Here is a 23,844-nt window from a genome sequence, read left to right on the forward strand (position 1 = left end):
GCCGGGCGTGTGCCGCGGCAACGGCGGCTGCGGCTGTAACGGAAACAAATGACAGAAACAAAACGGCCCAGCCAGGTGAAAGCCTGCTGGGCCGCGTTACTGCTGTAGACCGACTTGTAAAGGCCGCCGGCTAAGCCGGTCGGCGCGGTCGACGGTTGTCGCCAAACTGCAATGCCAAACCCTTCAGTTAGTGAAGAATCACCGGTTGATGCATCAGGCTGTCGAACTGCCCGAGGAATTCGTCTACCTCATCCAGCGAGGGCTCCTCTTCGATCAGCTTTTGCACATGCTCGCGGAAACGCGCTGCCATTGCACCATCAATGTAGATTTCGCGCTGCATGTTCTTGTCGACGATCTCGTAGCCGCCTGATTTCATGGCCAGCGGGCCTTCCTGCGGCGGAAACTCGACGACACAATAGTTGGGGCTGTTATAGATCATTTGCATGGCGACACTCCTTATTTCCGTTGGCTCCTGGCCATTCCTGCGCCATAGGTGGAGCTTGTGGTGTGGAATTCAAGGGGTGGGTCCGGATTGACGCTTGTGAAGTTCCGAACCTACCGGTTAGACCGGCTTTCCAAGAAACGTTTCAAGCAGTGCAGCAAAACGGTGAGCTTGCTCGATGGGCGCCAGATGAGCGGCCTCGAGCAGTTCGAACTGCGCGCCTTGGATGGCGTCTGCTATTGCCTGCGTAGCAGCAGGTGGCGTGCCCGTGTCGTGGCGGCCTCCCACAGCCAACGTCGGGCAACGTATTGCTCCCAGCTTACCGCGTAGATCGAAATCGCGCAGGGCTTCGCACGCCATGGCGTAGCCTTCTGGCAACGTATGGCTCAGCACCTCCCGAATCTGTTCGACCGCTTCGGGATGCGCTGCCTGAAAATCGGCCGTCAGCCAGCGGCTCAATGTCGCAGGCACCAGTGATGCCATACCGTCCGTGCGCGCCGCCGCCGCACGTTGATCCCACACCGCGCGGCCTTCGGGCAGCGTGCCGCCCGTGGTGTCGGCAACGGTTAGCGTGTCGACGCGCGACGGGTGGTCCAGCGTGAATTGCTGTGCGATCATGCCGCCCATCGACATGCCGACAAGATGCGTGGTGGGCGCGCTGAGCGCATCGAGCAGCGCGGCAAGATCACGGGACAGATCGGCAATGCTGAATGGCTCGCCCGATACCGCGGTTTTGCCGTGGCCGCGCAGGTCATAGCGCAACACGGTGTAGTCGTCACGGAAATAGCCGGCGAGTTGATCCCACACGGAAAGATCGCCGCCGAGCTGGTGAATGAACGTCAGCCACGGGCCGCCGCCCTCATTGCTCAGCACATAGCGCGTCTCGATGCCGTTGATTTTCACTTGCATGCGGGCTCCTTGGAGGGGAACGCAGTGGAAAGAGCCGTTTGCGTGCGCTTCTCCTGCCCCCACTATACCTACGAAGCGGCCGCGCGAACGGTTGCAGTTCATGGTGCGAGTGGGCCGTCGCCGCGAAAGTTTCAGCGACCGGTCTGAGACCCTGCTCGGGGTCAGGGCTTGTCGGGCACGTTGCCGGGAGCGGTCGAATTGACCGGTGAAGACAGGACGGTTTCTGGCGTCATTGCGGGTGCGTTAGCGGGCGCCTGGTTTGCCGGATTGTCAAATGAAGTATTACTGCCGCTATTGGTGTCACTTGAGCCGCTGGCGCCATCGGCCGGACTATTGTCGCCGTCTGCATTGAGCTTGCCGCGCCACACCAGTTCGAATTGCGTGCCATTCGGCTCGGTCTGCATGATTCGCGCAGGCAGCCAGCCAAGCGAAGGCGCGAGCCATACGTCGATGCGACGGAGATCGCCGTCATGGCGGGGCAAGCGTTTGAAGTGGCGCGTCTCGAGGAAACCCTGCGCGGTGCGGATGGTCTCGTCGCCGATCGTCTCGACCGGCCAGTTCTCGCCGCTGTCGTTATCGACCACGAAGAATTGCCGGGTCACGCCCGGTTTGTAGGCGGCAGGGTCGCCGCGCACGAGGCTGGCAAGCTGCATCACCATGCTGAAACGGTCCTGCGCGCCGTCGGGCAGCGGCAGCGAGACCGGGGTACGCGTGAAGACGATCTTTTTGTCGGTGCGATTGAAGATCGCCACGTCTTCCGGACGACGGCCGCGCTTTTCGATGTATTGATCCGGTGCGAGGCCGAACGCGTCGATGCGGCCATGGCTCGAGTACACGAATGTGCCCACGAACGGCAGCGGCACGGAGACGACCATCTCGTAGTTTTGCGCGTCGCTGGTCCAGTGGATGGTGCCGGGCTGGTTGCGCACGCCGTTGTAGAAGGTGTCGTACTCCAGCTCTCCGGATGGCGGAACAGAGAATTTCACGCCTGCTGAAGCTTGAGGCGCGCTGGCGGCGGCAGGGGCGCTGGCCGTACCGGTGACGCCAGCGCCCGCGTTGGCGTTGGCATCGGCGGGACTCGCTGCGGCCGGCGCGCTCGCCGCGACATCCGATGCGGCCGTGACCGCGGGTGCCTGTCTGGCCGGTTGCATCGCCGTCAACACGTGTTCGCGCGGCTTGCTCGCGGCTGCCTTGTGCGGCGCAGCTTGCGACGTGTCGGTAGCGGGTTTGCGCTCGATACGTTCGGGTGTCAGCAGTGCAACCTGCACGGGGACATGCTCGTCGTCTGATGGATTCAGCGTGGCGCGGTTGCGCTCGACCCATTGCGCCGCAATCCAGTGCAGGACGGCCACCACCAGCAGAACCGCAAGCCATCGCCACACCCGCAAGCCGGCGCGCGGCCCAACGGGCGGCGTGCGATCAGAGCGGCGTGTCGTGGATGGTGATGACATCGGCAAATGAATTCGAACGGGCAGACGGTAAGGGGAGGGGCGGGGGCACGTCCAGCGTTCCTGCGTGTCGGCAACGGTGAAAGCCGACGGGCCTGCGAGCTGAACAGGCAGCGCACGGTTTCGACCACCCGCCGACGAACGATGTTCCTGAACTCAACGCATCAGCGTGGCGCCGCACTATACCCGAGCTCGTATGAGAGCTTTTGCGCACATTCGCGCAGCGCCGTATCGATCTCGCCGCCCCAACGGATATCGAACGCGCCTTCATGACCGAGCGCGATCAGACCCAGCGCGAGATCGCCGGTCGAGTCGAACACCGGCATGCAGAACGCGTGAATGGTCGGCAGCAACATGCCTTCCACGCGCGCCGCTTCGTGCTGCCGCACTTCCGCGAGCACCCGTTCGACCTCTTCCCGTGTGCGCGGGCCGCTCATGTGCGACGCGCGGCGCGAATCGGCCAGTTCACGCTCGAGCATCGCGGCGGTCTTGCTTGACGGCAGATAGGCGGCAAACAGCAGGCCGGTGGCGGAACTGAGCAGCGGCATCACGTCGCCGAGCTTGAGCGATGCCTTGGCCGGATGACTTGATTCCATCCAGTGGACCATCGTCGGCCCCTGATTGCCCCACACCGCGATGCCCACCGTCAGATCGAGCCGGTCGCGCAGTTCGGCAAGCGCAATGCGCGCGAGTTTCACGCCGTCGACGCGGGCAAGCCGCGCGAGCCCCAATTGCAACGCGAAGCCGCCCAGCTCGTAACGGCCCGACAGCGGGTCCTGCGCCACGACGCCGAGGCGCAGGAAACTCACCAGATAGCGGTGCGCTTTCGCCGGGCTCATACCGGCGCGCTGCGCCAGATCGCGCAGCATCATCGCGCGCGGTTCGTGGGTCAGTACGTCGAGCAATCTGAAGCCGACTTCGATCGACTGGATGCCGGAGCGTAGCTTTTCCTCGCCGGTCTCGACGCTTTCGTCGTCGGATTCGGGCGCGTCGTGCACTTCGGGCGGTTCAGCGGAGTCGCTGTCGGTATGGATCGCGCCGGAGCGGGCAATTGGAGGCATGAGCGAGGCGCATGAAGCGCGTTAAAAGACAGTGAGATGCAACGGCGCTTGGGCCGGGCCGATTCACCATCGTAGAATAGATTCCTTCTATCGTCACTAACGGCTCACTCCGCTATGAAACTTGCCACGCTGAAGGACGGCACGCGCGACGGTCAGCTGATCGTCGTGTCCCGTGACCTGCACACCGCGGCCGTCGCCGACGCGATCGCGCCCACCATGCAGCGCGTGCTCGACGACTGGGCCTTCTACGCGCCGCAACTGCAGGACCTGTACGACGCGCTCAACCAGGGCCGCGCGCGCAACAGCTTCCCGTTCGACGCCAGGGAATGCATGGCGCCGCTGCCGCGCGCGTTTCAGTGGGCCGACGGTTCGTCGTACGTGAACCATGTCGAACTGGTGCGCCGCGCGCGTGGCGCAGAAATGCCGCCGGAATTCTGGACGGACCCGCTCATGTATCAGGGCGGCAGCGACGACTTCATTGGCCCGAAAGACGATGTGCTGTGCGCATCGGAAGAATTCGGCATCGATTTCGAAGCGGAAGTCGCCGTGATCACCACCGACGTGCCGATGGGTGCCACCCCCGACCAGGCGCTCAGGAGCGTGCGTCTGGTGACGCTCGTCAACGACGTCTCGCTGCGCAATCTGATCCCCGCGGAACTCGCGAAGGGTTTCGGCTTTTTCCAGAGCAAGCCGGCCACCTCGTTCGCGCCGGTCGCGGTGACGCCCGACGAACTCGGCGAGAGTTGGCGCGAAGGGCGCGTGCACCGGCCGATGATCGTCCATTGGAACAACAAGAAAGTCGGTCAGCCTGACGCCGGTACGGACATGGTGTTCCACTTCGGCCAACTGATTTCTCACGCGGCGAAAACGCGCAACCTGCGCGCCGGCGCGATTGTCGGTTCGGGCACGGTGTCGAACAAGGACGCGAAGCGCGGCTATTGCTGTATCGCTGAAAAGCGCTGCCTCGAGACCATCGAGCACGGTGCGCCGCAAACCGAGTTCATGAAGTTCGGCGATACCGTGAAGATCGAGATGTTCGATGAAGCAGGCAAGTCGATTTTCGGTTCGATCGATCAGGGGATCGCGCCGCTGGATTAAGGCGGCGGCGGTTTTGTGCGGTACGCGATATCAGGGCCGCGGCCGTGCGAATTTTGTCGTCTAGCGAAAGGGTTTCGCCCGATGCCGACGCCACAGCGCGCCGCTACACTGACTGGCGCGGCGGCGGCCTCGGGACAAAGGCTGTCCGTTGATCGCGAAACCAGCGCGAGACGGGACATACGCAGCACACAAGCAGCACATCGGCAGTACATCAAAACGAAAAACCGACGTGAGGAGACAGCATGCCGCGATTTGAATCCTTTGAACGAGGAACCCAGCGCGCTCGCGTAATGAGCGTGCGCGCAACACCATCGCGGCGCGGGCTCACCCGTCTTGCCGCCGCGCTATGTGCCGCGCTACCCGCCATCGCCCTCGCGCAGGTGAAGATCGGCCTCGTGCTGTCGCTGACCGGGCCGGCCGCGTCGCTCGGCATCCCCGCGCGCGACACCGCCACGCTGCTGCCCAAACAGATCGGCGGACAGAACGTCGAGTACATCGTGCTCGACGACGCGTCCGACACCACGCAGGCCGTGCAGGACACGAAGAAGCTGATCTCCGAGAATCACGTCGACGCGATCATCGGCTCGTCGATCACACCGAATTCGCTCGCGATGATCGACGTGGTTGCCGATGGCGAAACACCGATGATCTCGCTGGCCTCGTCGGCGAAAATCATCGAACCCGTGGATGCAAAACGCCACTGGGTTTTCAAGACCCCGCAGACCGACGCGATGATGGCATCCGCCATCGCCGAGCACGCCAGCGCGCACGGCGTCAAAACGATCGCGTTTATCGGCCAGGCTGACGCGCTTGGCGAAACGTTCTACACCGAAGTCGCAAAGTTCGCGCAACTGCATCACATCAACATGGTGGCGAGCGAGCGCTTCAATCGCACCGATCCGAGCGTGACCGGCCAGATCCTGAAGATTCTCGCGACTCATCCGGATGCGGTGGTGGTCGGCGCGGCCGGCACGCCCGCCGCGCTGCCGCCGAAGACGCTCAGGGAACGCGGCTACAAAGGGCTGATCTATCACAATCATGGAGTCGGCAATAACGACTTCCTGCGTGTATGCGGCGCCGATTGCAACGGCACGTTCCTGCCCGCGAGCCCGGTGCTGGTCGCCGCGCAATTGCCGGCGGATCATCCGGCCAAACGGCTTGCGCTCGACTACATCGCGCGCTTCGAGGCACTGCGCGGACCGGGCAGCGTGTCGGCGTTCGGTTCGTACACGTGGGACGCCGGCATGCTGCTCAACAACGCGGTACCGATCGCGCTTAAGGCGGCCGCGCCCGGCACGCCGGAATTTCGCCGTGCGTTGCGCGACGCGCTGGAAGCGACGCATGGTCTCGCGGACACCAACGGCGTGGTCAACATGAGCGCCACGGATCACCTCGGACTCGATCAACGGGCGCGCGTGATGGTCGAAATCGAGAATGCGAAGTGGGTTTATCAGCCGCATTGAATTTGCGCCGGTTTTGCGCTGATATAGCGTGGAATGCGCCGGATGAGCCCTTGGGGCGACGGTTTCAACAGACACACCGATAGACGGATTGCTCACCATGTCTCAGGCACCACACAGTAACGATGCGTTTTACGCGCACTACCAGTCGCTGCAATTGCATCGCCATCCGCACGGCGTGCTCGAAGTCGTCATGAGCGGCGAGGGCGCGAACAAAAGCGGGCTCGCCACCGCTAATGCGCGGATGCACTTCGAACTCGCCGAAATCTGGCGCGATATCGATCGGGATCCCGACACGCGTGTCGCGATCATTCGAGGCGAGGGCAAGGGCTTTTCGGCCGGTGGCGATCTGCAACTGGTCGAAGACATGGCGACCGATTTCGATGTCCGCGCACGCGTGTGGCGCGAGGCGCGCGATCTGGTCTACAACGTGATCAATTGCAGCAAGCCGATTGTCTCGGCAATGCACGGTCCGGCGGTCGGCGCGGGGCTTGTGGCCGGGCTGCTCGCCGATATCTCGATCGCGACGAAGTCGGCGCGGATTATCGACGGCCACACGCGTTTGGGCGTTGCCGCCGGCGATCACGCGGCCATCGTCTGGCCGCTTCTGTGCGGCATGGCGAAGGCCAAGTATTACCTGCTGTTGTGCGAGCCGGTGAGCGGCGAAGAGGCTGAGCGGATCGGTCTCGTGTCGCTCGCCGTCGACGAAAATGACCTGCTGCCCAAAGCATTCGAAGTCGCGCAAAAACTGGCGAATGGTTCGCAAACGGCGATTCGCTGGACCAAGTACGCGCTGAACAACTGGCTGCGCTCGGCGGGACCGGCATTCGATACGTCGCTGGCACTGGAATTCATGGGTTTCGCCGGGCCGGATGTGCGCGAAGGCGTGAACTCGCTGCGCGAGCGGCGCGCGCCGGATTTTGGCGGCGCGGATCCGTGGCGCGGGCAGCCGCAGCAGACGCAGCAGACGCAGCAGACGCAGCAGACGCAGCAGACGCAGCAGACGCAGCAGACACCGGACGGCGGCGCCTCGGGCGGTGAGCGCGCCTGAAATCGAAGACTGGCGCGTGTCGCGCAAAGCCCCACCGGTCGGTACTTGAAGTGCCGCGCGAGTAGGACGAACAGCAGCCCAAATCAAGCGCGGTTCGCAGCACCACGCGCGGTATGATCGAATCCAGACGCGCGCGGGATGGCGCCCATTTCCTTCCCTTTATGCAGCGAGGCGACAAGCATGACCGATACACCTGGCACCACGCCGCCCTTTCCCGGTTTCCCCGGTTTTCCGCCCGCTGAAATGCTCGAACGCATGTGGGGCATGATGCGTCTGTCGCCGTTCGGTTCCGCGTTTTCGGGCGCGCAGGGCGGCAGCAGCCTCGGGCCCTCGCTGTCGATGATGTCCGACATGATGGCGCCCCTAACCAACGTCGAAGAACTCGACAAGCGCATCACCGATATGCGAGCGGTCGAGCAGTGGCTCAAGCTGAATCTGAACATGCTGCAGTCCGCCATTCAGGCGCTCGAAGTGCAGCGTGCAACGCTCGCGACACTGCGCGCGTTCGGCGCGTTCGCGCAGTCGTCGATGGCACAGCCGGCTTCCGCGGCTGCCGAGCCGAGTCCCGCGGCGACCGGCTGGCCGCATCCGCAAGCCACTTCGGGTTCGACCAGCGCGAGTTCATCGGCTGAGGCCGAGCCGGCCACCGACGAAGGCGAGGCCGCCGCGACGCCGCCGTTCGACGCCTCGGCCTGGTGGAATCTGCTGCAATCGCAGTTCAATCAGATCGCCCAGTTTGCGATGACGCAGCCCGCCACGGCGGCTGCGGCATCCGGCGGCTCGGCGACGGACGCGCCGGAAGGCGAGGCGAGCGCTTCGGCATCGGCAGGGAAAGCGGCTGACGCGCTGGGTGAAGGCGCCGCAGACGCGGCGCCCGCAAGCAAACGACCGGCTGCGAAGCGGGCCGCGACGTCAACTTCAACGTCGACCAGGCGCGCGGGCAGTTCGGACGCCGCGCCGCGAGCGACGAAAAAGCCTGTTTAACGACAGGAATGAAGCGGGGCTGCCCGACTTGCGCGACGACGGTGCAAAACCTGACGGACTGGCGAGGCAAACGGAGTGAATTCGCCGCCTGTCATGGTTTTGACCCCGATCGTCGGCCACACTCCGCGAATTGGGCCGTTTATTGAGAGAGGTCAATCAGACGCGGGAATGGCGTCTGCCAGCGCACGGGATCCGTAAAGTCAGCGTGCTATCATTGTGTAAGCTTCATCTGGCTTTTGGGCGTGCACTGAAAACAACCAATCCAGCCGCCCTTGCTTCATTTGCCTCCGGTACTTCCGGCGCAGGGCTGGACGGTGCGGGTTCATCGCAAGCTGGCTCGACCTCAGGCATAGGGTATCCCTCACCCACGGTTGGCCGCGTAGCGCGTAACTTTCTAGTTGCGGCGCCGCGCAAACGCCTGGACTTCTTTGCTGCCCGGTGCATCTGGGCAGCCGATTACCGCGTAAAATTGAATGCTTGGCCGATAAACAATGCCCAAAACGGTGCGTTTCGTTCGTCATCAGCAAAAGTGCTACACGAAGTAGTTACAGACACAGACAGTATGCGCAGAACAGGGGTGGGACTATGAACACCATGCTTTATCCGGAACTTTATAAATCGCTCGAATCCGTTCGATGGGACATGGAGAAAGACATTCCCTGGGACAAGTTCGATGCATCGCTATTGACCGACGAGCAGGCCGCGACGATCAAGATGAACGCGATCACCGAATGGTCGGCGTTGCCCGCCACGGAAATGTTCCTCCGTGATAACCATCACGACAGCGATTTCTCCGCATTCATGAGCGTGTGGTTCTTCGAAGAACAGAAGCATTCGCTGGTGCTGATGGAATATCTGCGCCGTTTCAAGCCGGAAATGTGCCCGACCGAAGAAGAACTGCACGCCGTGCGCTTCGAATTCGATCCGGCGCCGCCGCTCGAAACGCTGATGCTGCACTTCTGCGGCGAAATTCGCCTGAATCACTGGTATCGCCGTGCTGCCGAATGGCACACCGAGCCGGTCATCAAGGCCATCTACGAAACCATTTCGCGCGACGAAGCGCGTCATGGCGGCGCGTACCTGCGCTACATGAAGAAAGCGATGGTGCAAACCGGCGACATCGCGCGCGCTGCGTTCGCCAAGATCGGCGTCCTGATGGCATCGGCGCGCCGTACGGAAAAGCCGCTGCATCCGACCAACCTGCACGTGAATCAGGCGCTGTTCCCGCGCGACACGATTCAATCGCGCCTGCCGGATCCGGAATGGCTCGAACGCTGGCTCGACGAGCAGATCCGTTTCGACGACGGCTGGGAAAAGAAAGTGGTCGAGCGGATTCTGCACAACCTGTCGATTCTGTTCGAGCGCACGTTCAATACCGCGCAGGAATTGAACCGTTATCGCAAGGAAGTCGTCGCGCGCTTGCAGGCCGATCAGAAAACGGCTGAACAGCCGGCTTGATGGGTACGGGTTCGCGGGTTCGAGTCCGAGGCGTTGAACCTGCGGGCTTGAGTCCACGGGTTTAAGTCCGCCGATTTAAGTCCAATCCGGCGCTTGCGCCACGGACTGGTTTGACAGTTTCAGGAACGGCCCGGCAGGCGTGAGCTTACCGGGCCGTTTTGCTTCATGCCGTTCGCCGTGTATCGTGGCGGCACTTCTATTTTCTTTGCGACTCCGTCATGGCCGCCACTTTTGAACGCAAGATTTTTACGCGCGATGCGCTGGTGAAGCTTCGCGCTTCGATGTCCGCGCCGGTTGTATTTACCAACGGGGTGTTCGATATCCTGCATCGCGGGCATGTGACTTATCTTGCCGACGCCAAAGCGCTTGGCGCTTGCCTGATTGTCGGCGTCAATAGCGATGCTTCTGTGCGCATGCTAGGCAAAGGGGATGACCGGCCGATCAATAACGAGGCTGATCGAATGGCTTTGCTGGCGGCGCTGGAGAGCGTCGATTACGTGGTTTGCTTTGGCGAGAAAACGCCCGTGGAACTGATTTCGGCACTGCAGCCGGATGTGCTCGTCAAAGGCGGCGATTACGACATGGATGCGTTGCCGGAGTCGGCCATTGTGCGCGGATGGGGCGGGAAGGCTTTGGCGATTCCCTTCGAACATGACCGGTCAACCACCGCGCTACTGAAGAAGGTTCGTACGCAGGGCTGATCTTTACTGCGGCAGCGCCGATGCCGCGATCGGCGGCGTCGGCGCCGGGCCGCCTACGACTGCCTGGTCGGCGGCTTCGGCTGCTGTAACGGGTTGCACCTTCAGCCATTCCGCATGGAACTGGCGGTTCAGATGGTTAGGCTCACGGCCCCCGGCTGTGGGCGTCGGACCGAATACGCCGCGCATCGCGACGAATGCCAGCATGTTGGCAAGAAACAATATGGCGATCAGCCAGCGCAGCATTGTTAGTATTCCCCGTCCATAAGGTCAGCCGCCGTTATCCGTAGGGTCGCGGCTCAGGCGTCACGTTCCATCGCACGTTCGGCGGCAATCAGCGCAAGCCCCGACAGCACCAGCGAATCGTGGCGAGTATGCGGCACTTTTAGCGCACTTGTCACTTCGTCCACGGCGCCGCCGCTCACGACGAGGCGCACCGGCACCTGCCATTCGTCCTGCAAGTCACGCCACATGCGCTCGATCAGACCGGCTTGCGCCAACGTGCATCCGGCTGACAGCGAGCGCGGCGTATCGGTCGCGAAGAACGGGCCGTGGCGTTCCCGATCAGACATGGCGTTGGCGTCGAGCAAGCCGCGCGCCGCGTTGGCGTCGAGCGTCGGCAGTTGCGCCGTGTGCTCGCCTAGCGAGCGCATCATCAAGGTCCAGCCCGGCGCAATCAGCCCGCCGACAAAGCAGCCGTCCGCACGCAACGCTTCAAGCGTGGTCGCCGTGCCGAACGTCGCGATGAGCAGATTCTCGCCGGGAAACGCCGCGTGGGCCCCAATCAGGCCGGCCCAGCGATCGCTGCCGAGTGCATGCGGTGTCGTGTAGCTATTGGTCACGCCACATTGCTGCGCAGAGGCGCGGATCGTCGTGCGCGGCAGTTGCGGCCAGTGGGCGTCGAGTAGCGCGTTAATCCGTGCCGCGACACTTTCGCCCGCGACGTTCGATAACCACGCGCCGCCCGGCGCTGGCATAGTGGACCAGTCAGGCTGGTCAGCGCCGCCGTGCGCGAGCGCGCCGGCCGCGATTTGTGTACGGTCCGGCTGCACCAGCGCCCACTTGATACGGCTATTGCCCGCGTCGATCAACAGATAAGGCGCGCCGCTCGTCATGCCGCACCGTCGGCCAGACGCAGCGAAACGTCACCGGTCGCGACGCTCAGACGGCCCGCCGCCGTGTTGAGCAGCAGTTGCCCGCGCTCGTCGACGCCCGCCGCCACGCCACGCGCCAGTTCTTTACCTTGCTCCAGCAGCACGACTTCGCGGCCTGCGTAGGCGTGCACGGCGTTCCAGCGCGCCTGGAACGGCGCGAAGCCTTCCGCGCCGAAGCGCTGCAACGCGGGTTCGAGCGCGTTCAGTTCCGCCGCCAGCGTATCGGTCAGGTTCGCATTCGGCAGGGCGCGTTGCAGCGCGGTCGGCACGGTGCCGCGCGCTTGCGCCGGCACGTCCGCGTTCAGCGCGCCGACCTTGGCGGCGAGTTCTTCCGCGCCCTTCACGTTGGTGCCGATACCGATCACCACGGCGCTCGCGTCATCGGTGCTCCATGCCGTTTCGATCAGGATGCCGGCGAGCTTGTCGCCTTCGAGCAGGACGTCGTTGGGCCACTTCAGCGCGATTTGTCCGGGGCCTGCGACCGGCAACGAGCGCAGCCCGTCGACCAGTGCCACGCCCACCGCGAGACTCAACCCCGCCAGCCCTTCGAGCGGGCGCGGCAGCACGCACGCCACCGAAAACAGCAGCGCATTGCCCGGCTCGGCATACCACGGACGGCCACGGCGGCCGCGGCCGGCAGTTTGCAGATACGCGACCCGCACGATCGGCCGCGGCAGCGCGTTGGCTTTGCGCGGCAATGCTTTGACGCGCGTCATCAGGTCGGCGTTGGTCGAGCCGGTTTCCTCGACGATTTCGATCGGCCAGTCATGCGCGTGCGGACCGAATAGCGCGACAGCGCGTTCGCGGTCGATGCGCCAGTCGGACGCCGCAGCGGCTTGGGGTGGGGTCTTGGAAGCGTTCATGTCTCATATTGTAGCGACAGCGAACGCTGCGGGCCCACGAGTACGGCTCATCCGCTACGCCTTCGTTACAATGGCCCCTAATCCGATAACCAGATTCCAGCGATCCTTGAACTACGACACTCCGCCCGGCCTCGAAGTCGCGGCAGGCAGCCAAGGCAAGATCGTCCGGCTCTCGGGCCAGTGGACGGCGCTCGCGCTTGCACGCGACAAGGCCACCGGCCACGTGATCCCGCTGTTGCACTCGCTGGTCGGCGCTGAAGGCATCCGCCAATGGGACCTGTCGCGTATCGACCGGATGGACCACGTCGGCGGCCAGGCACTGTGGCGCGTGTGGGGCCACAAGATGCCCCCGGACACCACGCTCACCGATACGCAGCGCGACATTTTCGAGCGCATCGCGCTGCTCGACACGGTGCGTGAAAAGGCCGAGCGGGTGGTCAAGTTCGACCCGTTCACCCGACTGGGCCTCGCGATCTTCTCGTTTTTCGAGCACCTGTACGGCGGATTCGGCATGCTCGGGCAGGTCGTGCTCGATCTGTTGGCGATCCTGCGCAAACCGAAAATCGCGCCGTGGACCGAAATTTCCGCGAATATTTATAACGCCGGCACCAAGGCGTTGCCGATCACCGCGCTGGTCGCCTTCCTGATCGGCATCGTGTTGAGTTATCTGTCCGCACAGCAACTGCGGCTTTTTGGCGCGAATCAGTACATCGTCAATATTCTTGGGCTGTCGGTGATTCGCGAACTGGGGCCGGTGCTGTCGGCGATTCTGGTGGCGGGCCGCTCGGGCTCGGCGATTACTGCGCAGATTGGCGTCATGCGCGTCACCGAAGAACTCGACGCCATGCGCGTGATGGGTATTCCGCATGGCCTGCGGCTGATCCTGCCGCGCGTGGTTGCGCTCGGCATAGCCATGCCGCTCCTCGTGATGTGGACCAATATCATTGCGTTGACGGGCGGCGCAGTCGCCGCGAAGATCGTGCTCGGTATCGACATGAGCTACTTCGCGCGCGCCCTGCCCAGCGTCGTGCCGGTCGCGAATCTGTGGATCGGCCTCGGTAAGGGCGTCGCTTTCGGCATGCTGATCGCTATTGTCGGCTGTCACTTCGGCTTCCGTATCAAGGCCAATTCGCAAAGCCTTGGCGAAGGCACGACGACTTCGGTGGTGACGTCGATCACCATCGTGATTCTCGCGGACGCGGTGTTCGCGATCCTCTTCCAGAATGTGGGGCTAGGATGATCGCGCCACTTACCCAGGCCGTACGCGGCCAACCGATGCCCGAGATTGCGGAGCCGGTGATCGAGGTGATCGACATCACCAAGCGCTACGGCCGCAATATCGTGCATCAGCATCTGAATTTCGATGTCCGGCGCGGCGAGATCGTCTCGATCGTCGGTGGATCGGGCTCGGGCAAGACCACGCTGGTGCGGCAGATTCTCGGGTTGGAGCGGCCGTCGTCGGGAACCATCAAGCTGTTTGGCGAGGATATTTCCACCATTTCGCCTGAAACCGCGCTGCTCATGCGCAGCCGCTCCGGGATGCTGTTTCAGCGCGGCGCGCTGTTCTCGTCGCTCTCGGTGTTCGACAACGTCGCGCAGCCGTTGCGCGAACTCGGCAAGGTGCCCGAAGACCTGCTGCGCGACATCGTGATGCTCAAGCTCGAGATGGTCGGCTTGCCGTGCAAGCATGCATCGAAGATGCCGTCGGCACTCTCCGGCGGGATGATCAAGCGCGTGGGCATTGCGCGCGCGATCGCGCTCGAGCCTGAATTGCTGTTTCTCGACGAACCGACCGCCGGTTTGGACCCCCAGGCGTCTGACGAATTCGTCGAGCTGATTTCCGCGCTGCATCGCGCGCTCGGTCTGACCGTAGTGATGGTCACGCACGATCTCGACACCATGATCGCGCTCTCCACCCGTGTCGCCGTGCTGGCGGATCGCAAGGTGCTGGTCGCCGCGCCGGTCGAAGAGGCGGCGGGCGTCGATCATCCTTTTATCCGCGAATATTTCCTCGGCCTGCGCGGGCGTCGCGCGCTGCAGGCGCTGCCGCCGGAACGCCGCGCGAAGCTGCCGCGCGCGGCACTTGAGTCGGCGTCGTCCGAATTGCCGCTGTGAACCAGGGAACCTGAGAATGGAAAATAAATCACATGCCTTCTGGGCAGGGCTCTTCACGGTGGCCTTGCTGGCTGCAATCGCAGTGGCGGCTTTTTTGTTCAACGTCGACCGTTCCGTGCGGGTGCCGTACGATCTGATTGCGCGCACCAACGTCACGGGGCTGTATACCGATGCGGCGGTGCGCTATCGCGGGCTCGACGTCGGCAAGGTGCAGTCGATCAAATTCGATCGGGATCATCCGGGACAGATTTTGATCCGCATCCTCGTCGACACGCACGCACCGATTACGCATTCCACGTTCGGCAGCCTCGGGTTCCAGGGCGTAACGGGTATCGCCTTCATCCAGCTGGATGACAATGGGCGCGATCCGACGCCGCTCGCGTCGTCGCCGAAAGAGGTGGCGCAATTGCCGATGCGTCCGGGCTTGCTCGATCAGTTGCAGCAGCGCGGCGACATCTTGCTGCGCAAACTCGAAAAAGTCACCGACGACGTCGACAATCTGTTGTCGCCGGAAATGGTCAGCCAGTTGCACGGCACGGCGGCGAGCATTCAGAAGGCCGCCGACGGCGTCGCCACCCTGACCCGGCAGATCGCGCCGATTACCGGCAAGCTGCCCGCCACGGTCAACGCACTGGATCGCACGCTGGAATCGACCAATCAGTTGATCACCAGTCTGAACCGCCCGGACGGGCCGTTCGAGACCAATCTGAACAAGGTCGGGACGGCGGCGCAGCAAGCGGGTGACGCGCTGGTGTCGATGGATAGCGCGATCCAGGAGTTGTCGGCGCGCGTCGGTTACGACACGCTGCCGCGTGTCAATTCGCTCGCCGAAGACGTGCGCTCCGCGGCCCGTTCGGTGGACCGCGCAGCCGACACGTTCAGTACCAATCCGCGCAGCGTTCTGTTCGGTGCGCCGAGTGCGGCGCCGGGCCCTGGCGAAGCGGGCTTCTCGTGGCCCGCCGCCCGCGCCGCTGCGCACGCCGCCCAATGAAGTGATTTGAAGGTTTTGAAGAAGGAACATGGTTATGTCACGCTCGATTCACCGATTGCTGTCCTCGTGCGCCGCGCTTGCGATGCTGCTCGCGTTCGGCGTGCTCGCTGCCGGCTGCGCAGGCAACCCCGCGGCGCTCTCGGATATCCGTTACGACTTCGGGCCACCGAATCCGGCGGCCTCGGCCGGCACGCAGCCGGCGGTGAAGGTGCTCGATGTCAGCGCGCCCGACACGCTCGAGTCTGACAAACTGATTTACCGCCTCAGCTACGCCGACGCGCAGCAGACGGCGTCGTACGCGAATAGCCACTGGACCATGGCGCCGTCGCAATTGCTGACCCAGCGTCTGCGCGGGGCGCTCAGTTCGCGCGGCACCGTGCTGACAGGCGCCGACGGCGTGCGCGCCCCGGTCCTCAAGGTCGATCTGAGCGAGTTCGAACAGGTCTTCGACAGCCAGTCGGAAAGCCACGCGGCGGTCACCGCGCGCGCCACGTTGACGCAAAACGGCAAGGTGATCAGCCAGCGCACCTTCATCGCGCGCGCGCCGTCCAGTTCCGCGGACGCCGCCGGCGGCGCGCAGGCGCTCGCTGCGGCCAGCGACGACCTCGTCGCGCAGATCAGCGCGTGGCTTGGCGTGCAGGCGCTGGTCGCCGCGCAATGACCGGCTTGCAGCGCACGCAACGGAGCGCTGCATGAGTGAAAGACCCTGGCTGCGCCGCCCGTCGGCGCTCGCGCGGCAGGCGCTGGTGCTGTATGCGGCGCTGATCGTCTACGGTTCGTGGTATCCGTTTTCCGGCTGGCGTTCGCTCGGCCTCGCGCCGTTTGCCTATCTGTCCGATCCCATGCCGCAGTACCTGACGGCGTTCGACGTCGTCACTAACGTGCTCGGCTATATGCCGTTGGGCGCGCTGGTGGTGCTCGCGGTGTATCCGCGCTGGCGCGGCACCCTGGCCGTCGCCTTGGCCTTCGTGCTCGGCGGGTTGCTGTCAGGGGTGATGGAAGCGGTGCAAACCTATCTGCCGACGCGCGTGGCCTCCAACCTCGATCTGGCCGCCAATGCGCTCGGCGCGCTGCTCGGCGCGGCGATCATCTCGCCGGCCACCGGCGCGTTGCTCGATCGCGGCTTGCTGCGGCGTTTGCGGCTCTTGTGGTTCGAGCGCGATACGGCGGCGCTCGCGTGTCTTGTCGCCTTATGGCCGTTCGCAACAATGTACCCGGCGCCACGCCTCTTCGGTCTGGGTAACTGGCCGCGTGCGCTATGGCTCGGTTTCGATTCGACGACGCAGGATGCCCTGCTCGCATGGACGCCGACAGCCTGGCACGCCAGTGCGTGGCCGGCGCTGGTTGCCGCCTGGCTGCCGGACGACGCCTGGGAAGCCGTCATCACCACGCTCAACCTGTTCGCCGCACTCGCGCTGGCCTCGCTGCCGGTGCGCCGTCATGCGCCGCTCGTGCGCCTGTTGATCGCGTTTATCGTCACGACCTTGTGCGTCAAGGCGGGCGCCACCTTTCTGCAATCGCAATCCGGACTTGCATTCGACTGGGCGACGCCTGGCGCGCTGACGGGGCTCGCGTGCGGCACCGTGGCGGGTCTGCTGGCGCTACGGCTGCGGCGCAGGTCGCGAGCGGCGCTCGCGGCCTGCGCGCTCACGGTCGCGCTGGTGTTCGTCAACCTGCTGCCGGTGAATCCGTATTTCGATGCCGTGCTGGCCGACTGGCGCCAGGGCCGGTATCTGCACTTCAACGGTCTCGCGCACTGGATCGCGTGGATCTGGCCGTATGCGGCGCTGGTGTGGCTCGCGTATCTCGTCGAGCAGGTGTGGCTCAAGCGGCGGATGAAGCACGCATGAAGCAGGGGCGACGCATGCGTGCGGCCGAATAAGTCTCTCCAGGCTGCGTGATGTCGCGCAGGGCGCACGCAACGCGGTGCAAACCCGGCCGGGCCGCGAGCCGCCGTCCGTCCGCTGCTCAGCGACCGCCAGCCCCGCTCGCTATAATCGTCCGCACAACAAACGCGCCGCAGCGCGTCCAGCACCATTCCCACTCTTACAGTCTCGCCCCCGGACACCATGGACTCCTTCTACAAGTACCACGTCTTCTTCTGCCTCAATCAGCGCGATCCTGGCGCCGAGCGCCCGAGCTGCGCCAATTGCAACGCGCAGGCGATGCAGGAACACGCAAAAAAGCGCGTGAAGCAACTCGGCCTTGCCGGCCCCGGCCAGGTGCGTATCAACAAGGCCGGCTGTCTGGAGCGTTGCGAACTCGGCCCGGCACTTGTCGTGTATCCGGAAGGTGTCTGGTACACGTACGTCGACGAGAGCGACATCGATGAAATCGTCGATTCGCACCTTGTGAACGGCAAGATCGTCGAGCGTCTGAAAATCGATCAATAGACCGCGCCATGAATGTACATACGAAGAAGTATCTGATCGACGGGCCGGTCGGCAAGATCGAGGTCGCGCTGGATCTGCCCGACGACATGCGCGAGAACGGCGCTGCGCCGCGTGGCATGGCGCTGGTCGCCCATCCGCACCCGCTGTTCGGCGGCACGATGGACAACAAGGTCGCGCAGACGCTCGCGCGCGCGCTTGTGCAGTTGAACTACGTGACGTACCGTTCGAATTTCCGGGGTGTCGGCGAAACGCAAGGCGAACATGACGCCGGCATCGGCGAGCGCGACGATCTGCGCGCCGTGCTCGATCACATGCGCGCGGAGGCAGGGCAGGGCGATCTGCCGCTCGTACTGGCAGGTTTTTCGTTCGGCACCTTCGTGCTCTCGCACGTGGCTGCGAAGCTGCGCGAAGAAGGTCAGGCGATCGAACGGATCGTGTTCGTCGGCACCGCGGCGAGCCGTTGGGAAGTCGCCCCCGTGCCGGAAAACACGCTCGTGATTCACGGCGAAACCGACGAGACCGTTCCCATCCAGTCGGTTTACGACTGGGCGCGGCCGCAGGAATTGCCGGTCGTCGTGATTCCGGGGGCAGAACATTTTCTGCATCGCAAGCTGCACGTCCTGAAGCGGATCATCGTCGACGCGTGGCGCTAATGGGGTGCGAGGAGGCGCGTCGCGCGTGTTTTCCGGGGTACAGGTACGCGCAAACGCAAATTAATCGCCGCCCTTTGGTCAAAGTTACCAGGATAGCGCGCGTATAATGAGCGCTCTTTTTTGGGCGCAGCATTGCCCACCCGGCAGTTCGCGCGACGCGTAGCTTCTTTCTCGCGCGCTGCGGTGCCGGATGCGAGGCGTGCTGCGCGAACCGATCGCGTCGCCGGAAGTCCAATGGGCGCCGCGCCGTTTTTACGGCCTGACGCTCGCCGACCGGCTCCTCCAAACTGTGCGCCCTGCGCGCGATGTATTTTTTCGCACGAACCGACCCTATGCGTTTCTCCACCTCCGGCCGCACGTCATTCCCGTCTGTTTCTTCTTTCGTTCCCCATACGCTTAGCCGTGCCGTGACCCTCGGCATCGTGCTGCCGGCAACGCTTGTTGCCAGCACGGCGTTCGCGCAGGTGCCGCCGCCCGCGGTGAACGCGCGCTCGTGGGTGCTCGTCGACGCCACCAGCAATCAGGTGCTCGCATCGGGCAATGCCGACGAACGTGCTGAGCCCGCCTCGCTGACCAAGCTGATGACCGCGTACCTCGTCTTCGAAGCACTGCAGACGAAGAAGATCACGATGGACCAGACGATTGAGCCGAGCGAAGCGGTGCGCCGCGTGAAAACCGACGAATCGCGCATGTTCATCGAAGCGAACAAGCCGGTGACCGTGCACGATCTGGTGTACGGCATGATCATCCAGTCCGGTAACGACGCGGCGATCGCGCTGGCCGAACTGGTGGGCGGCAGCGAAGCGCAATTCGTCAACATGATGAACGCCGAAGCGCAGAAACTCGGCATGACGCACACGCATTTTGCTGACGTGAACGGCATGCCCGACCCGCAGCACTACACCACGGCGGGCGACCTCGCGATTCTGTCGGCGCGTCTGATTCGTGACTTCCCTGACTACTACAACATCTTCTCGGTCAAGGAATTCACGTACAACAAGATCAAGCAGCCGAACCGCAACCGTCTGCTGTGGATCGATCCGACGGTCGACGGCCTGAAAACCGGTCACACGCAAGCCGCCGGCTACTGCCTGATCGCCAGCGCGAAGCGCTCGCTGCCGGGCACGACCGATGGCTCGCGCCGTCTCGTCGCGGTGATGATGGGCGAGACCAAGGAGCACGACCGCGTGCAGGACGCCCTGAAGATGCTGAACTACGGCTACACCGCGTATGACACGGTGCGGTTGTACAAGGCGAACCAGGTGGTCGGCACGCCGCGCGTCTACAAGGGTGCGCAGGACACGGTGCAGATCGGTGTGAAGGGCGATCAGTACATCACCGTGCCGAAGGGCATGGGCGACAAGGTGAAGCCGCAGATCGAACAGATCGATCCGCTGATCGCACCGATCGCGAACGGCCAGCAGGTCGGCACGGCGAAGCTCGTGGCCGACGGCAAGGTGCTGGCGCAATTCCCGATCGTCGCGTTGCAAGCCGTGCCGCAAGCCGGCGTGGTCGGCCGCGTGTGGGATTCGCTGATGCTGATGTTCAACAAGAAGAAGTAAGAGCCTGATTGCGATGACCGCTGTTTCCGATGTTTCGCTCGACCCGATCGTTTATCTGAACGGCGAGCTGGTGCCCGTGTCCGAAGCGCGCGTGCCGGTCCTCGACCGCGGCTTTATTTTCGGCGACGGGATTTACGAAGTCGCGCCGTTGTATCCCCACGCGGGCGGCCGTACAGCGTTTCGCTTCAGGCACCATCTGGCGCGCCTCGCGCGGTCGCTGGACAAGATCGGTATCGTCAATCCGTTCGACGACGCCGGCTGGCGCGAACTGATCGACCGCGTGGTCGCAGCCAATGAAGCGGACGCCGGCCTGCGCGCCAATCAGGATGCGATTGCCTACGTTCAGATCACACGGGGCGTCGCGAAGCGCGGTCACGCGTTTCCGGCCGGCATCCAGCCGACCGTGTTCGTGATGGTCACGCCGCTGAACCTGCCGGATGCAGCGCAGCGTGCGCAGGGCGTGCGCTGCGTCACCGCTGAAGACCGTCGCTGGCTTAATTGCGACATCAAATCGGTGTCGCTGCTCGGCAATGTTCTGATGGCCCAGTACGCGGCCGAAAACGACGCGTTCGAGACGATCCAGTTTCGCGACGGCATGTTGACCGAAGGTTCGTCTTCGAATGTCTGGATGGTGAAGGACGGCGTGTTGTACGCGCCGCCGCGCAGCCACAAGATTCTTGAAGGGATTCGCTACGGTTTGATCGAGGAGCTGACGGGCGAATGCGGCATCCGCTTCGAAGCGCGCGATATCGCCGAGGCTGAGTTGCGCGCCGCCGACGAGATCATTGTCAGCTCTGCCACCAAGGAAGTGCTACCGGTCACGCAACTCGATGATCGGCTGGTTGGTGAAGGCAAGCCGGGCGCGGTGTTTGCGGCGTTGTACGCGGCTTATCAGCGTGCCAAGGCCAAGGAAGCGCAAGAAGCGCAGCAAGGAGTAGAAAGTGAATCCCGCGAAAGAATCGTTGCTTGAGTTTCCGTGCGACTTTCCCATCAAGATCATGGGCAAGTCGCATCCTGAGTTCGCCGAGACGATCGTCGCGGTGGTCCGGCAGTTCGATAACGAAGTCGACCCCGAGCGTATCGAAACGCGGCCGTCCAGTGGCGGCAATTACACCGGATTGACGGTGACGGTGCGCGCCACCAGCCAGGTGCAGCTCGACGATATCTACCGCGCGCTCACCGGCCATCCGATGGTGAAAGTGGTGCTTTAAAGCCTGGCTTTGTGTTTCTCTTTGCTTGTCTGGATTACGGTGTGACGCGCAATGCGTCCGCCGTCAGATCGGTGTTTGCTGCAGGCCCCATCTCGCAAGCCCGCTCGAAAAGCTGTTTAAACCGTCCCACTTCTTCGAATACCCAATCGCGGAAGGCCTTGACCCGCGCGGTTTCGAGCATCTGCGGCGGGCAGATGAAGTAGTACTGCCACGGGCTTGGCCCATCCACATCGAATAGCCGCACAAGGCGGCCTGCTGCGATCTCGTGCATGGCCAGCGAACGGCGCGTGAGCGCGATCCCCTGGCCGTCGATGGCCGCCTGCAGCAGATTCGACGAATCCTGATACAACACGCCGCGCTTCGGTTCTGGCCAGTCGGCGAGCCCGGCGGCGTCGAACCACGGGCGCCAGAGTTCGTCGTCCGAGCGCAGCAGCGGGGCTTTGGCCAGATCGGCCGGCGTTTGCGGCAGCTTGCCGCCGTTGAAATTCGGTGCACAGGCCGGAAAGAAGATCTCCTCCAGCAGCAACTCCGCGTGTAGCCCCGAATATTTGCCGTACCCGAAGCGGATCGCCACGTCGACGTCGTCGCGCGCGAAGTCCGTGAGCGCGTTAGTGGACAGCAGTTCGAGGTCCCACTGGGGATGCGCCTCGATAAAGCTGCCAATGCGCGGCGTCACCCAGCGCGCGGCAAACGACGACAGCATGGAAACGACAAGGCGCCGCTCGCGGTCGCCGGCGCGGATTTCCCGGGTGGCGTCGGCAAGCGCCAGCAGCGCGGTGCTCACGCGCGTGGCGTAGCGGCGGCCCGTGTCCGTGAGCCGTACGCGCTTGCCGTCGCGGGCGAACAGCGTGATGCCCAATTCCGCCTCCAGCGCGCGAATCTGATGACTGACGGCACCGTGTGTGACGAACAGTTCGTCGGCGGCGCGCGAGAAGCTCTCGTGGCGGGCGGCGGCTTCGAACGCCTTGATGGCGTTTAGTGGAGGTAATTGCCGGAGGTCCATCGCAATATTTCTCACATAGAGGTGAAAATAGATCGTTTTGCGTAAACCCTTGCTACGCATACGATTGTAGTCATGAAGCGAACTTTGGCGAGGGCATCATGCGAGAAATTTCCTCTAGTATCGCTTTTGAAATCCGCAACGGCGAAACCATTCCTATGAAGGTAGCACGCAGCACCAAGCTGGTCGTGCACGGCGGCGCTGTGTGGGTCACGCGCAGCGACGACACGGAAGACTACTGGCTGATGCCCGGCCACACGCTGCGGCTGCGGCGCGGCGAACGGTTGTGGCTCAGCGCTGAGGGCAGCACGCATGCGAAGCTCGCGTTTTCGGTGCCGACGCGCTGCGATGAACGTGCGCTGAACTGGCTTGCGCGGGTCGGCGAACGGCTGGCGGCGCGCATGCGCGGGGGCTGGCGCACGGTGTGAGCGCGGACGGCGCTGCGGCATGATGGCGGGCGGGCGCTGTGATTGGGCGGCTTTCCGTCGTGAACCGAAGCGCCGCCGCTCCCTGAAACATGCACGTCCGGCGGGGATGCCCAGATTTCGGTAAACTGTCGGGATTATGTCTGCCACCCCGGTTTCCCCGTCTCCCTTGCCCGCCACGGCGCCGCTTGCGCTGCGCTGGCTTGGCAGCGAACCTTACGAAGCCAGTTTCGAAGCGATGCGCGCGTTCACCGACGCGCGCACTGCCGATACATCCGACGAAATCTGGCTGGTCGAACACCCCCCTGTCTTTACGCTCGGCCAGGCCGGCGACCCGGCGCATCTATTGGCTGCCGATAGCGGCATTCCGCTTGTCAAGGTCGACCGGGGCGGCCAGATCACGTACCACGGGCCCGGACAGGTGGTTGCCTACCTGCTGCTGGACCTGCGCCGGCGCAAGCTGATGGTGCGCGAGATGGTCACGCGGATCGAGCAGGCCGTGATCGACACCCTCGCGGCGTATAATCTCGCCGGAGAACGCAAGGCGGGCGCCCCCGGTATCTACGTGGCGCCCGGGCCGGACGCCGGGCTGCATGCCGGCGCCAAGATCGCCGCGCTGGGTCTGAAAATCCGCAACGGCTGCAGCTATCACGGCGTGAGCCTGAATGTGAACATGGACTTGAAGCCGTTTCTGGCCATCAACCCATGCGGCTACGCGGGGCTCGAAACAGTCGATATGGCAACGCTGGGCGTTACCGCCGGCTGGGACGACGTGGCCCGTACCTTTGCAGCACGCCTCACCGCAAACCTCGACGGCAGTCCCGCGGCCGTCGCCCAACCGCAGGCCGGTGCCCTCATCGCCTGACTG

At 63.8% G+C, this 23,844-nt stretch carries 26 protein-coding genes; 18 read left to right on the top strand and 8 right to left on the bottom strand.

Features of this window, described 5'->3' with window-relative positions:
- Window positions 1-187: 187 nt before the first annotated feature.
- The 4 genes from PQQ96_RS03645 to PQQ96_RS03660 all read right to left on the bottom strand — a co-directional run bounded on the left by PQQ96_RS03645 (window position 188) and on the right by PQQ96_RS03660 (window position 3,860).
- The gene (locus PQQ96_RS03645) at window positions 188-445 is read right to left on the bottom strand and encodes a BTH_I0359 family protein (protein ID WP_007179533.1); all 258 of its coding nucleotides are present in this window, start codon (window positions 443-445) and stop codon (window positions 188-190) included.
- A 117-nt stretch (window positions 446-562) separates the two neighbouring features.
- Window positions 563-1,351, bottom strand: a complete 789-nt coding sequence (locus tag PQQ96_RS03650) for an alpha/beta fold hydrolase (protein ID WP_408288877.1) — start codon at window positions 1,349-1,351, stop codon at window positions 563-565.
- Window positions 1,352-1,512: 161 nt separating this feature from the next.
- The gene (locus PQQ96_RS03655; RefSeq protein ID WP_408288880.1) at window positions 1,513-2,802 is read right to left on the bottom strand and encodes a DUF3108 domain-containing protein; all 1,290 of its coding nucleotides are present in this window, start codon (window positions 2,800-2,802) and stop codon (window positions 1,513-1,515) included.
- 161 nt (window positions 2,803-2,963) lie between these two features.
- Window positions 2,964-3,860 carry an IclR family transcriptional regulator gene (locus PQQ96_RS03660; RefSeq protein ID WP_408288883.1) on the bottom strand — a complete coding sequence of 299 codons (897 nt, stop codon included), beginning with the start codon at window positions 3,858-3,860 and terminating at the stop codon, window positions 2,964-2,966.
- Window positions 3,861-3,974: 114 nt separating this feature from the next.
- Between PQQ96_RS03660 and PQQ96_RS03665 the strand changes: the two genes are divergently transcribed.
- From PQQ96_RS03665 to rfaE2, 6 genes are all read left to right on the top strand, one after another.
- Window positions 3,975-4,958 (top strand): fumarylacetoacetate hydrolase family protein, encoded by a 984-nt coding sequence (locus PQQ96_RS03665; protein ID WP_408288886.1) that lies wholly within the window; start codon window positions 3,975-3,977, stop codon window positions 4,956-4,958.
- 242 nt (window positions 4,959-5,200) lie between these two features.
- The gene (locus tag PQQ96_RS03670; protein WP_408288889.1) at window positions 5,201-6,421 is read left to right on the top strand and encodes an ABC transporter substrate-binding protein; all 1,221 of its coding nucleotides are present in this window, start codon (window positions 5,201-5,203) and stop codon (window positions 6,419-6,421) included.
- A 97-nt stretch (window positions 6,422-6,518) separates the two neighbouring features.
- Window positions 6,519-7,469, top strand: a complete 951-nt coding sequence (locus PQQ96_RS03675) for an enoyl-CoA hydratase/isomerase family protein (RefSeq protein ID WP_408288892.1) — start codon at window positions 6,519-6,521, stop codon at window positions 7,467-7,469.
- Window positions 7,470-7,649: 180 nt separating this feature from the next.
- Window positions 7,650-8,453 (top strand): PhaM family polyhydroxyalkanoate granule multifunctional regulatory protein, encoded by an 804-nt coding sequence (locus tag PQQ96_RS03680; RefSeq protein WP_408288895.1) that lies wholly within the window; start codon window positions 7,650-7,652, stop codon window positions 8,451-8,453.
- 585 nt (window positions 8,454-9,038) lie between these two features.
- Window positions 9,039-9,911: a ferritin family protein gene (locus PQQ96_RS03685; protein ID WP_408288898.1), complete on the top strand. Its 873-nt coding sequence runs from the start codon at window positions 9,039-9,041 to the stop codon at window positions 9,909-9,911.
- 218 nt (window positions 9,912-10,129) lie between these two features.
- Window positions 10,130-10,612 (top strand): D-glycero-beta-D-manno-heptose 1-phosphate adenylyltransferase, encoded by a 483-nt coding sequence (rfaE2, locus tag PQQ96_RS03690; protein WP_408288901.1) that lies wholly within the window; start codon window positions 10,130-10,132, stop codon window positions 10,610-10,612.
- Between the two features lie 3 nt (window positions 10,613-10,615).
- Here rfaE2 and PQQ96_RS03695 read toward each other — a convergent pair whose 3' ends face one another.
- The 3 genes from PQQ96_RS03695 to PQQ96_RS03705 are packed head-to-tail and all read right to left on the bottom strand — an operon-like array spanning window position 10,616 to window position 12,626.
- Complete coding sequence (locus PQQ96_RS03695) at window positions 10,616-10,855, bottom strand: hypothetical protein (RefSeq protein ID WP_074285599.1); 240 nt, start codon at window positions 10,853-10,855, stop codon at window positions 10,616-10,618.
- Window positions 10,856-10,908: 53 nt separating this feature from the next.
- Window positions 10,909-11,724 (bottom strand): type III pantothenate kinase, encoded by an 816-nt coding sequence (locus tag PQQ96_RS03700; RefSeq protein WP_408288904.1) that lies wholly within the window; start codon window positions 11,722-11,724, stop codon window positions 10,909-10,911.
- Entirely contained in the window at window positions 11,721-12,626 is a 906-nt protein-coding gene (locus PQQ96_RS03705) for a biotin--[acetyl-CoA-carboxylase] ligase (RefSeq protein ID WP_408288907.1), read from the bottom strand. The genes PQQ96_RS03700 and PQQ96_RS03705 overlap by 4 nt, the downstream gene beginning before the upstream one ends.
- 106 nt (window positions 12,627-12,732) lie before the next feature.
- Between PQQ96_RS03705 and PQQ96_RS03710 the strand changes: the two genes are divergently transcribed.
- The 10 genes from PQQ96_RS03710 to PQQ96_RS03755 all read left to right on the top strand — a co-directional run bounded on the left by PQQ96_RS03710 (window position 12,733) and on the right by PQQ96_RS03755 (window position 21,551).
- The gene (locus tag PQQ96_RS03710) at window positions 12,733-13,866 is read left to right on the top strand and encodes an MlaE family ABC transporter permease (protein ID WP_408288910.1); all 1,134 of its coding nucleotides are present in this window, start codon (window positions 12,733-12,735) and stop codon (window positions 13,864-13,866) included.
- The gene (locus PQQ96_RS03715) at window positions 13,863-14,741 is read left to right on the top strand and encodes an ABC transporter ATP-binding protein (RefSeq protein WP_074285595.1); all 879 of its coding nucleotides are present in this window, start codon (window positions 13,863-13,865) and stop codon (window positions 14,739-14,741) included. The genes PQQ96_RS03710 and PQQ96_RS03715 overlap by 4 nt, the downstream gene beginning before the upstream one ends.
- Before the next feature lie 16 nt (window positions 14,742-14,757).
- Complete coding sequence (locus PQQ96_RS03720) at window positions 14,758-15,732, top strand: MlaD family protein (RefSeq protein WP_408288913.1); 975 nt, start codon at window positions 14,758-14,760, stop codon at window positions 15,730-15,732.
- A 34-nt stretch (window positions 15,733-15,766) separates the two neighbouring features.
- Window positions 15,767-16,393, top strand: coding sequence for an ABC-type transport auxiliary lipoprotein family protein (locus PQQ96_RS03725; protein ID WP_408288916.1), 627 nt, complete (start codon window positions 15,767-15,769; stop codon window positions 16,391-16,393).
- Window positions 16,394-16,424: 31 nt separating this feature from the next.
- A complete protein-coding gene (locus PQQ96_RS03730; RefSeq protein WP_408288919.1) occupies window positions 16,425-17,582 on the top strand; it encodes a VanZ family protein in 1,158 nt (385 codons plus the stop codon).
- A 219-nt stretch (window positions 17,583-17,801) separates the two neighbouring features.
- Window positions 17,802-18,125: a (2Fe-2S) ferredoxin domain-containing protein gene (locus tag PQQ96_RS03735; protein WP_063494611.1), complete on the top strand. Its 324-nt coding sequence runs from the start codon at window positions 17,802-17,804 to the stop codon at window positions 18,123-18,125.
- An 8-nt stretch (window positions 18,126-18,133) separates the two neighbouring features.
- Window positions 18,134-18,778, top strand: coding sequence for an alpha/beta hydrolase (locus PQQ96_RS03740; RefSeq protein ID WP_408288922.1), 645 nt, complete (start codon window positions 18,134-18,136; stop codon window positions 18,776-18,778).
- Window positions 18,779-19,110: 332 nt separating this feature from the next.
- On the top strand, window positions 19,111-20,340 hold the full coding sequence (locus PQQ96_RS03745) for a D-alanyl-D-alanine carboxypeptidase family protein (RefSeq protein ID WP_408288925.1): 1,230 nt from the start codon (window positions 19,111-19,113) through the stop codon (window positions 20,338-20,340).
- 13 nt (window positions 20,341-20,353) lie between these two features.
- Window positions 20,354-21,310 carry a D-amino acid aminotransferase gene (locus tag PQQ96_RS03750; protein WP_408288927.1) on the top strand — a complete coding sequence of 319 codons (957 nt, stop codon included), beginning with the start codon at window positions 20,354-20,356 and terminating at the stop codon, window positions 21,308-21,310.
- On the top strand, window positions 21,282-21,551 hold the full coding sequence (locus tag PQQ96_RS03755) for a DUF493 family protein (protein WP_408288930.1): 270 nt from the start codon (window positions 21,282-21,284) through the stop codon (window positions 21,549-21,551). The genes PQQ96_RS03750 and PQQ96_RS03755 overlap by 29 nt, the downstream gene beginning before the upstream one ends.
- 34 nt (window positions 21,552-21,585) lie before the next feature.
- Here PQQ96_RS03755 and PQQ96_RS03760 read toward each other — a convergent pair whose 3' ends face one another.
- Window positions 21,586-22,554 (bottom strand): transcriptional regulator GcvA, encoded by a 969-nt coding sequence (locus PQQ96_RS03760; protein ID WP_408288932.1) that lies wholly within the window; start codon window positions 22,552-22,554, stop codon window positions 21,586-21,588.
- Between the two features lie 98 nt (window positions 22,555-22,652).
- Here PQQ96_RS03760 and PQQ96_RS03765 point away from each other — a divergent pair, with 98 nt between their 5' ends.
- Together PQQ96_RS03765 and lipB are read left to right on the top strand one after the other, a co-directional pair.
- Window positions 22,653-22,979: a DUF2917 domain-containing protein gene (locus tag PQQ96_RS03765; RefSeq protein ID WP_408288935.1), complete on the top strand. Its 327-nt coding sequence runs from the start codon at window positions 22,653-22,655 to the stop codon at window positions 22,977-22,979.
- A 136-nt stretch (window positions 22,980-23,115) separates the two neighbouring features.
- A complete protein-coding gene (gene lipB, locus PQQ96_RS03770) occupies window positions 23,116-23,841 on the top strand; it encodes a lipoyl(octanoyl) transferase LipB (protein WP_408288938.1) in 726 nt (241 codons plus the stop codon).
- Window positions 23,842-23,844 lie beyond the last annotated feature (3 nt).

The sequence above is a fragment of the Paraburkholderia sediminicola genome, from assembly GCF_046027825.1.
GTDB lineage: Bacteria > Pseudomonadota > Gammaproteobacteria > Burkholderiales > Burkholderiaceae > Paraburkholderia > Paraburkholderia sediminicola_D.

What these genes read in the sequence shown, in the direction of transcription:
- PQQ96_RS03645 (WP_007179533.1), bottom strand. Translation starts at nt 445, where the DNA reads ATGCAAATGATCTATAACAGCCCCAACTATTGTGTCGTCGAGTTTCCG.
- PQQ96_RS03650 (WP_408288877.1), bottom strand. Translation starts at nt 1,351, where the DNA reads ATGCAAGTGAAAATCAACGGCATCGAGACGCGCTATGTGCTGAGCAAT.
- PQQ96_RS03655 (WP_408288880.1), bottom strand. Translation starts at nt 2,802, where the DNA reads ATGTCATCACCATCCACGACACGCCGCTCTGATCGCACGCCGCCCGTT.
- PQQ96_RS03660 (WP_408288883.1), bottom strand. Translation starts at nt 3,860, where the DNA reads ATGCCTCCAATTGCCCGCTCCGGCGCGATCCATACCGACAGCGACTCC.
- PQQ96_RS03665 (WP_408288886.1), top strand. Translation starts at nt 3,975, where the DNA reads ATGAAACTTGCCACGCTGAAGGACGGCACGCGCGACGGTCAGCTGATC.
- PQQ96_RS03670 (WP_408288889.1), top strand. Translation starts at nt 5,201, where the DNA reads ATGCCGCGATTTGAATCCTTTGAACGAGGAACCCAGCGCGCTCGCGTA.
- PQQ96_RS03675 (WP_408288892.1), top strand. Translation starts at nt 6,519, where the DNA reads ATGTCTCAGGCACCACACAGTAACGATGCGTTTTACGCGCACTACCAG.
- PQQ96_RS03680 (WP_408288895.1), top strand. Translation starts at nt 7,650, where the DNA reads ATGACCGATACACCTGGCACCACGCCGCCCTTTCCCGGTTTCCCCGGT.
- PQQ96_RS03685 (WP_408288898.1), top strand. Translation starts at nt 9,039, where the DNA reads ATGAACACCATGCTTTATCCGGAACTTTATAAATCGCTCGAATCCGTT.
- rfaE2 (WP_408288901.1), top strand. Translation starts at nt 10,130, where the DNA reads ATGGCCGCCACTTTTGAACGCAAGATTTTTACGCGCGATGCGCTGGTG.
- PQQ96_RS03695 (WP_074285599.1), bottom strand. Translation starts at nt 10,855, where the DNA reads ATGCTGCGCTGGCTGATCGCCATATTGTTTCTTGCCAACATGCTGGCA.
- PQQ96_RS03700 (WP_408288904.1), bottom strand. Translation starts at nt 11,724, where the DNA reads ATGACGAGCGGCGCGCCTTATCTGTTGATCGACGCGGGCAATAGCCGT.
- PQQ96_RS03705 (WP_408288907.1), bottom strand. Translation starts at nt 12,626, where the DNA reads ATGAACGCTTCCAAGACCCCACCCCAAGCCGCTGCGGCGTCCGACTGG.
- PQQ96_RS03715 (WP_074285595.1), top strand. Translation starts at nt 13,863, where the DNA reads ATGATCGCGCCACTTACCCAGGCCGTACGCGGCCAACCGATGCCCGAG.
- PQQ96_RS03720 (WP_408288913.1), top strand. Translation starts at nt 14,758, where the DNA reads ATGGAAAATAAATCACATGCCTTCTGGGCAGGGCTCTTCACGGTGGCC.
- PQQ96_RS03725 (WP_408288916.1), top strand. Translation starts at nt 15,767, where the DNA reads ATGTCACGCTCGATTCACCGATTGCTGTCCTCGTGCGCCGCGCTTGCG.
- PQQ96_RS03730 (WP_408288919.1), top strand. Translation starts at nt 16,425, where the DNA reads ATGAGTGAAAGACCCTGGCTGCGCCGCCCGTCGGCGCTCGCGCGGCAG.
- PQQ96_RS03735 (WP_063494611.1), top strand. Translation starts at nt 17,802, where the DNA reads ATGGACTCCTTCTACAAGTACCACGTCTTCTTCTGCCTCAATCAGCGC.
- PQQ96_RS03740 (WP_408288922.1), top strand. Translation starts at nt 18,134, where the DNA reads ATGAATGTACATACGAAGAAGTATCTGATCGACGGGCCGGTCGGCAAG.
- PQQ96_RS03745 (WP_408288925.1), top strand. Translation starts at nt 19,111, where the DNA reads ATGCGTTTCTCCACCTCCGGCCGCACGTCATTCCCGTCTGTTTCTTCT.
- PQQ96_RS03750 (WP_408288927.1), top strand. Translation starts at nt 20,354, where the DNA reads ATGACCGCTGTTTCCGATGTTTCGCTCGACCCGATCGTTTATCTGAAC.
- PQQ96_RS03760 (WP_408288932.1), bottom strand. Translation starts at nt 22,554, where the DNA reads ATGGACCTCCGGCAATTACCTCCACTAAACGCCATCAAGGCGTTCGAA.
- PQQ96_RS03765 (WP_408288935.1), top strand. Translation starts at nt 22,653, where the DNA reads ATGCGAGAAATTTCCTCTAGTATCGCTTTTGAAATCCGCAACGGCGAA.
- lipB (WP_408288938.1), top strand. Translation starts at nt 23,116, where the DNA reads ATGTCTGCCACCCCGGTTTCCCCGTCTCCCTTGCCCGCCACGGCGCCG.